This is a genomic window from Cyanothece sp. BG0011 (assembly GCF_003013815.1).
GTDB lineage: Bacteria > Cyanobacteriota > Cyanobacteriia > Cyanobacteriales > Microcystaceae > Crocosphaera.
In genome coordinates, this window is sequence record NZ_PRLH01000076.1 from 1 (window position 1) to 8,493 (window position 8,493).

Consider the following 8,493-nt stretch of genomic DNA (forward strand, 5'->3'; position numbering starts at 1 on the left):
TGAGGATGCTGACACCTACACCCTCACCTTTACCCTCGATGAAGCAGCCCCAGAAGGCGGTTTACGGGTGGTTTGGTCTGAGGTGGACTCCGATAATGCCTTCGGAGATTTGGAATTTCCTCCTACGTTAACCAACGCCAGCAACTTAGAACAATTAACCCCAGAAGAAGGGGAGTTAGCCCGTTCTGCCATCACCATCGATGAAGGAGCAACCTCTGCAACCATCACTTTAACCACCGTTGCCGATGAAGTAACCGAAGGAGATGAAACCACCACTTACACCTTAATCGATGAAATTGGTTATGCACCAACTGCTGAGAATAGTGTAACGGTTACTATCGAAGATACTTCTATCGAACCTATCGAAGTTCCCAGTATGGTACGGGGAACCTCTGGTGCTGATTTCTTTGACACCGAAGATCCTGGAGAGAGTGGCTTTATCGGTGATAACCAACTACTCTTTGCAGGTTCTGGAGATGACTTTGTCGATGTTAGCTTTGCCCGGGGTGGCGATCGCAGTCGCATTGACTTAGGTAGCGGTGATGACATCATTTTTGCTGGTAGCAATAACCGCATTATTGCAGGTTCAGGAGACGATATCTTATTCCTGGGTTCCGGTGAAGGTAACAATGTTGTTACTGGTGGTTCTGGAATGGATCAATTCTGGATTGTTACTGATGCAGAAGCGTTACCGACTGAAGCGAATACCATCACTGACTTTACCATCGGTGAGGATCTGATCGGCTTTGGTGCCACGGATCTCAGTTTTGACGATTTGATGTTAACTCAAAATGGTGCTGATACTACCATCAATGCTCTCGGACAAGATTTAGCTATCTTACGACGCATTGAGTCTACTGATTTGAGTGCATCTGACTTTGCTTTTGCTTAATTAATTGTTTGGGGTAGGTAATACCTACCCTTAACTCATATCTTGCACCTTCGATAAACCCCCCACACACCCACACCCCCCTTTCAAAGGGGGGCAGGGGGGGTAGGGGGCAGGGGGGGTAGGGAACAGGGAACAGGTTTACACTGAGCTTGCCGAAGTGGAACGGGGAACAGAATTCATTTTGATGGCAACTGCTTAAGAATTGATTTTCTGTCTTTTGTTGGTGAGTTTTTGCATACTGGTGCAAGATGCCAGCTTAACAGGGCTTTATGTGTTTTTCAACTTAACTAAATTTCAATCAATCAGTCAAGTTAATCATCATTCTTTACTTAATTCTAGATAAAATTACTTATAGTATTATTATCTCTATTTTCTATTAGGATAAAATATACGATTAAATAAAAAATAAATTATATTATTTTATAGTTTTTCTATAGTTTTGGTGAACAATTAACAAAATCCTACTATTTGATTCATTTTCTTGTTTTTGAGTTTCTAGAAAACAAGTGATTTGCTTAAAATTTAGTTAGTTTAAATATATATTCTTTCATATTAACATTTTTTGAGAAAAAGATTCAAGCCATTTTTGCTCAAGAAATAATAAGCAAAAATAAAGATATTTTGGTTAAATTAATTTAACCAAAATTAATTGAAAACTTAATCGTTTATTAGTTAAACAATAACCTTGCCAATGGCTAAACACGATAATATCAAGTTGGACTAGAGAAGCGTCTATGGAAACTATTTTTTTCCTTAAAATAGATTAAAATAAGCTTTTAAATTATAAAAATAAGTTTATTTTTAATTCTTAAAATAGGATAAAAATTCACCAAAAAATTCCATAGAAAAATATTCTCTTGGGAAGACTTATAAGTATGTTGTTAGAGATCGAAGCTTATATTTTAAGCAATTCTGTGATAGCAAAGTTCAGAGCCAAGAAGACAGTATACATTTCAGGATTTTTGATGATGGAAAATCCTGAAACCTTCTCTACAAAACTTGACACACCCTAACAAACTAAAGGTAATTGCAATCATGGCAAAGAACGTCATTATGATGATCGGCGACGGTATGGGTTGGGAAATGACCCGTGCCAGTGCCATTCAATTAATTATTGAACAACAAATTGAAGAATACAAAGCAGCAAATCCCACGGCAACTAATCAAGAAATTTTTGACGAGTTATTTGCTGGGGATACCTTACAAGATGACGATTATTATACAGAAGGGGCAGGATTTGGTACAGCCTATCAAACCTTAGAAGGGTACGTTATTTCTACCACAGGAAACACCTATATTGATGGAGATAAAGGCAACTCTGCTCTAGAAGGTGATCCCTTTAACCATAACACGGGTGGATCGCCCATCAGAGAAGGATTTGAATTCAATCCTGACCCGGCCGTAGTGGAAGGATTTTTTGAAGAATTACGGGATCAAGGCTTTGACGAAGATGCCATCTTTGATGAAGATGGCAATATCCGAGGGGGAAATGTTCCCATTTTCAACCTCGAAAAAGGAGGCGTTAGCCCTTGGGACCCGGACTATTACGAAGAACGGGGGAACCCCGACGAAGGGTTTGACAAAGAATACATCAAAAACCTCTATCCTGACTCAGCCGGAACCGCAACCGGGTTATATACCGGGGTAAAAACCTATGTCGGTGCGATCGCCGTTGATATTTTTGAAGAAACCGTCGAAACTACCGCAGAACGGGCGTTATCTAATGGTAAATCTGTTGGGGTTGTCAGTTCCGTTCCCTTCAACCATGCTACTCCGGCTGCTGCCATTGCCCACGTCAACCAACGGAACAAGCTACACGATCACAGTGTTGAAGATCGCGGGGGTGCAGAGCGCAATGAAAATGGCGAACTGGTGGATGAATTTGGTCACGTCATCGAAGGGGGTGACAACATTTTCCGCCAAATTGTCGAAGAAACCAAGCCTACTGTTGTGTTAGGGGGGGGTCACTACCTAACCCGTGGAGGAACAGAAGAAAATCCCGATGACCGTTATATCACCTTTGAAGAAACGGAAAATCTTCGTAATGGGGTTTATGACTACACCTTTGTTGAACGGGGTCCCAACGCAACCGAAGTGTTAGAGACAACCGCTGCCTCTTTAGACCCCGAAGCCGGCGATCGCCTGATGGGGGTTTATGGGGCCCGAGGTCAAGGGGGTAACTTACCCTGGCGCGGTGCGAATAGCGATTACAGCGAAGCCGGAACCGTCCGGGATGAAGGTCGACCCCGAACCGAAAGACCTTTAGAAGAAGGGGAAACCGATGAAGAATTCATCGCCCGTGAAGTGGATGAAAACCCCACCCTTCAAGATTTTACCGAAGCAGCCTTAGATGTCCTCGAAGACGATAACGAAGGTTTCTGGATGATGGTCGAAAGTGGGGACATTGACTGGTCTGCCCATGATAACGACATGGATGCGATGTTAGGGACTCTCAAGGACTTTAATGACTCTGTCAGAAGCGTTCAAGAGTGGATCGCCCAAAATGGGGGATTTGAAGAAAACCTGCTCATCGTCACTGCTGACCACGATCACTATTTGACTTTAAACGATAACTTCCCTGAAGTCGTCGCTCAAGAATTACTCTTAGGAGAGGGTGGACTTAATCTAACAATGAATGACGACCCCAATGAGTCGGGTCATTTTTGGGGTTCAGACGAAACCGTTAAATATGGATGGGGAACCCATACCAGTCGTCCCGTTCCGGTTTACTTCCAAGGACCAGAGAGTGACGCAGCTTTTCTCGAAGGATTCTTAGGAGAAGGTTACGAAGCTTATGGGACTGAAGTTGAAGGAGTGGGAACCTACATTGACCAAGTTCACTTAGGACTCGCTCAATTAAACGCCCTTAGTGGTGAGGAAGTTGAGGAACCTATCGAAGTTCCCACGATGGTTAACGGGACTGCTGATGCTGATTTCTTTGACACTGAAGATCCTGGAGAGAGCGGATTTATTGGGGATAACCAGATCCTCTTTGCCGGTAGTGGTGATGACTTTGTTGATGTTAGTTTTGCCCCTGGAGGTTCCCGTAGTCGCATTGACTTAGGGAGTGGTGACGACCTCCTTTTTGCTGGCAGCAATAACCGTATTATCGCTGGTTCTGGGGATGATATGTTATTCCTCGGTTACGGTGAAGGTAATAATGTTGTTACTGGTGGTTCCGGAATGGATCAATTCTGGCTCACTGTTGATGACGGAACCTTACCAACTGAAGCGAATACCATCACTGACTTTACCATCGGTGAGGATGTGATCGGTTTTGGTGCAACGGATCTCAGCTTTGACGATTTGATGTTAACTCAAAATGGTGCCGATACCACTATCAATGCGCTCGGACAAGATTTAGCTATTTTAAAAGGCATTGAATCGAGCGAGTTGAGTGCAGCAGATTTTGCTTTTGCTTAATCAGTTTTTGGAGAAGGAAGGCAATACCCTTTCTTCTCTTTTTCTCTGTCCCTAATTGGTTGATAATCAACCATTAAATATTAAAAGTTTTTGTTTTAAATATTCCTTAAATCTTTGCTAAATCTTTACTAATCTTCAAAGGATATAAATATTAAGAAATTCATTTTTGAGAAAGCCGAAAATTATGTTTATCGAAGATTTTAATCTATTTACAGCAGCAGGGTTTGCCCCTGATGGAACTTTAGGTTTACTCAATTCTAATGCTTGGATGATCACTGGTTTATCTGATGGTAGTCTTAATTTCGGGGATACTGCTACGTCTGGGGACTTGGCCAGAGGAACGTCTTCAGGAGGTGTTACCACGGGAGGGGTTTATAGCTTTGAAGTGGCAAACGGAAACAATATCTTAGGGGTACAACCAGCAGGTAGCGACTTTACTCCGGGGGAAATTGTCTTAAGATTACAGAATACCGGAGAAATCACCTTAACAGAGGTAACAGTCAACTATGATATTTTCTTCTTTAATGATCAATCTCGTGCTAATGCTCTTAATTTTTCCTATTCTCTCGATAATGTTACCTATACCCCCGTTGCTGCATTAGACTTTACTACCCCAGAAACAGCAGAAACATCTCCCATCTGGGAAAGCGTTAATCGTTCTACTATCATTGATGAATTAAGTTTAAACCCTGATGACTTTTTCTATCTAAAATGGACAGGAGATGATGTTAGCGGTAGCGGTAGTCGGGATGAATACGGTATCGATAATATTAACGTCTCAGGTTTAACCTTACCTGAAATTGCGCCTCTTGATGTTACCGCAGAATTCATTCATACCATTCAAGGAGACGGTTTTCAAAGTCCCTTAACCGGTGAAACTGTCACCGTTGAAGCGGTTGTTATTGGTGATTTTCAAGGAAATACCGGGTTAAGTGGGTTCTTTGTACAAGAAGAGGATGCTGATGTTGATGATAATCCTTTAACTTCTGAGGGAATCTTTATCTTTGATGGCAGTTCCCCTTCTGTTGATGTAAATACGGGTGATTTAGTCCGAGTTACGGGGACGGTTGCTGAATTTAATAATTTAACTGAACTTACCAACGTCAGTGATGTTCAAATTATTAGCAGTAATAACGCCCTTCCGACGGCTGCAACGGTCAATTTTCCCGTTTCAGAAGAAATTGACCTAGAATCCGTTGAAGGGATGTTAATTACCATTCCCGACACCTTATTTGTTACTGAATACTTCAATTTAGATCGGTTCGGAGAAATTCGTCTTGCTTCTAATGGGGACAGTAATGCACCCAATACCGATGGCCGTCTTGACCAATATACCCAGTTTAACGCCCCCGATGTTGATGGATTTAGCCAATATCAAGACGATATCGCCAACCGTCAAATTGTTCTCGATGATGGTAGTTCCGTACAAAACCCTGAAACTCTAATCTTTGGACGGGATGGAAACCCCCTCAGTTCCACTAATACCCTACGAGGAGGAGACACCATCACCGGTATAACTGGGGTGTTAGACGAACGATTTGGAGATTATCGCCTCCAAACTAACCAAGGGGTTGATTTTCAAGCGATTAATGAGCGGCCTGAGACTCCAGAAGAGGTAGGAGGAACCCTCAAAGTAGCTGCCTTTAATGTTCTCAATTTCTTCACCACCTTAGATAATGGTAGTGGTTTAGGCAGTGGTCCGAATAATTTAAGTCCTCGTGGGGCCGATAGTCAAGAAGAGTTTGATCGTCAAATTGAAAAATTAGTCACCACCTTAAGCACCTTAGATGCAGATATTCTCGCTTTAACCGAGTTAGAAAACGAATTTGGTGGCGATCAAAATGGTGACGGTGAATATGCCATTGATACCCTAGTTAATGCCTTAAATGATAGCGTAGGAGCCGGCACTTACGCCTATGTTGACCCCGGTGTTAATTATGTCGGGGGTGATGCGATCGCAGTGGGTGCTATTTATAAAACGGAAACGGTACAAGTTGCCCCAGGTACCACCGTTGCATTGTTAACGGATGATGTTTTACCGTCATTAAACCTTAATTTAAGCGGCGAACCAATCTTTGAAGGAAACGCTACCAGTCGAGTGCCTTTAGCGGTTACTTTTGAAGAAATAGCCACCGGGGAAACCTTCACCCTAGCAGTGAATCATTTTAAATCAAAAGGGTCCTCCGGACTCAGCGACAGCAGCGATCCTAACTTTGATCAAGGGGATGGTCAAGGATTTTGGAATTTCCGTCGGACCGAAGCATCTCAAGCGTTAGATGCTTGGTTAAAAACTGATCCCACCGGTAGCGGTGACTCAGATTATTTAATTGCCGGGGATCTCAATGCTTATGCTCAAGAAGATCCGATCACTTTCTTGGAAAATCAAGGATATACCGACTTAGTAGAAGAATTTGTCGGAGATGAAGCCTATTCCTTCTTATTTGATGGTCAATACGGTACGTTAGATTATGCTTTGGCCAATGAGACGTTACAAACTCAAGTAACTGGGGCAACAGAATGGCGCATTAATGCCGATGAACCGGACGCATTAGATTATAACCTCGATTTTGGACGCGATCCCGACTTATTTGACGGTTCTATTCCTTACCGTACCTCCGATCACGACCCCATTGTGGTCAGTTTAGACTTAGAAAGCACAACAGAACCCTTTACCCTGCAAATTCTCCATAGTTCTGACCAAGAGGCCGGTATTCCTGCCTTAGAAGATGCGATCGGCCTTTCTGCGGTGATGAATGCGTTAGAAGATGATTATGAGAACACCCTCAAGTTAAGTTCTGGGGACTTATTTATTGCTGGGCCTTTCTTTAACGCTAGTCGGAATATTTATGGAGAACCGGGTATTGCAGATATCTTAATTCAAAATGAATTAGGTTGGGATGCTGCAGCCATTGGTAATCATGAGTTTGATGCCGGTCCAGGGGCGTTTGCTACGTTAATTAGTCCTGATGCAGCCATCCAAGGTGTGGGTATTGATGGCAATACCGGTTACACAGGAACCGCATTTCCTTATTTAGCTACTAATTTAGACTATTCTACCGATAGCTCTAATTTACAAAATTTCGTCGTACCTGATGGGGAAGAATCGACCCCCAACAGTTTAGCCGGTAGTGTCGTTATCGATGTGGGGGGAGAAGCGATCGGTGTTGTGGGTGCTGTTACCCCTATTTTGCCTCAAATTTCTAACATTGGTGGCATTACGATGCTAACGGATAGCACAGTCACCAGTATTGAAGATCAGGCTCAAACGATCGCCGAAAATGTACAACCGGTGATTGATAAGTTAGTGGCGCAAGGAATCAATAAAATTGTTTTAATGACCCATCTACAACAATTTGAGATTGAACAAGCTTTGTCCTCAAAACTCACGGATGTGGATGTGTTAATGGGAGGTGGAAACCATCGGGTGATGGCCAGTGAAGATGACATCTTACGACAAGATGAAACTCAAACCGCTTCCCAAATCTTACAACCCTATCCCCAAGTCTTCTCAGATGCGGATAATAATCCCATTTATTTAGTCAATACAGCAGCGAATTATCGTTATCTGGGTCAATTAGTGGTCGAATTCGATGCTAATGGCATTATTACCAATATTGGCGATGAAAGTGGCACTTTTGCCACGGATATTGCTGGAGTTGACCGTCTTTATGATCAAGAGATTACCACCTTTGACCAGGTTAAAACCTTGGCTGATCCTGAATTAGTGGAGATTGTGGATAATATAGGAGAATTCATTAACTCTCAAGACGGCAATATTTTCGGTAACACGGAAGTTTATCTCAATGGACTCCGAGAAAGTGTTCGCAGCGAAGAAACCAACTTAGGAAACCTCACCGCTGATGCTAACCTCTGGTATGCTCGTCAATACGGTTTCGATGTGGATATTTCTGTCAAAAATGGGGGCGGTATTCGGGATCAAATTGGAGTCTCTTTCATTGAAGGGGGTACCAACGAATTAATTCAACTGCCTCCCCAACCCAACCCAGAAGTGGGTAAAGCGGAAGGAGATATTTCTCAACTGGATATTAGTAACTCCCTGCGGTTCGATAATAAACTGTCAGTGGTTGATATCTCTGCCCAAGGAATTAAAGATTTAGCTGAGCATTTGGTGGCCCGTTGGACACCAGAAGCAACGCCGGGTCAGTTTGGTCAAAATT

The 8,493-nt window shown here is 42.8% G+C and carries 2 protein-coding genes and 1 pseudogene; all 3 read left to right on the top strand.

The genetic code is table 11. From position 1 onward, the window contains the following. Positions 1–892: pseudogene (locus tag C4E06_RS10335) on the top strand (glycerophosphodiester phosphodiesterase); the annotation flags it as partial. A 1,035-nt stretch (positions 893–1,927) separates the two neighbouring features. After that, positions 1,928–4,315 carry an alkaline phosphatase gene (locus tag C4E06_RS10340; protein ID WP_107667994.1) on the top strand — a complete coding sequence of 796 codons (2,388 nt, stop codon included), beginning with the start codon at positions 1,928–1,930 and terminating at the stop codon, positions 4,313–4,315. Between the two features lie 184 nt (positions 4,316–4,499). Next, a partial coding sequence (locus tag C4E06_RS27810) for an ExeM/NucH family extracellular endonuclease (RefSeq protein WP_198648518.1) occupies positions 4,500–8,493 on the top strand: 3,994 nt, incomplete at its 3' end.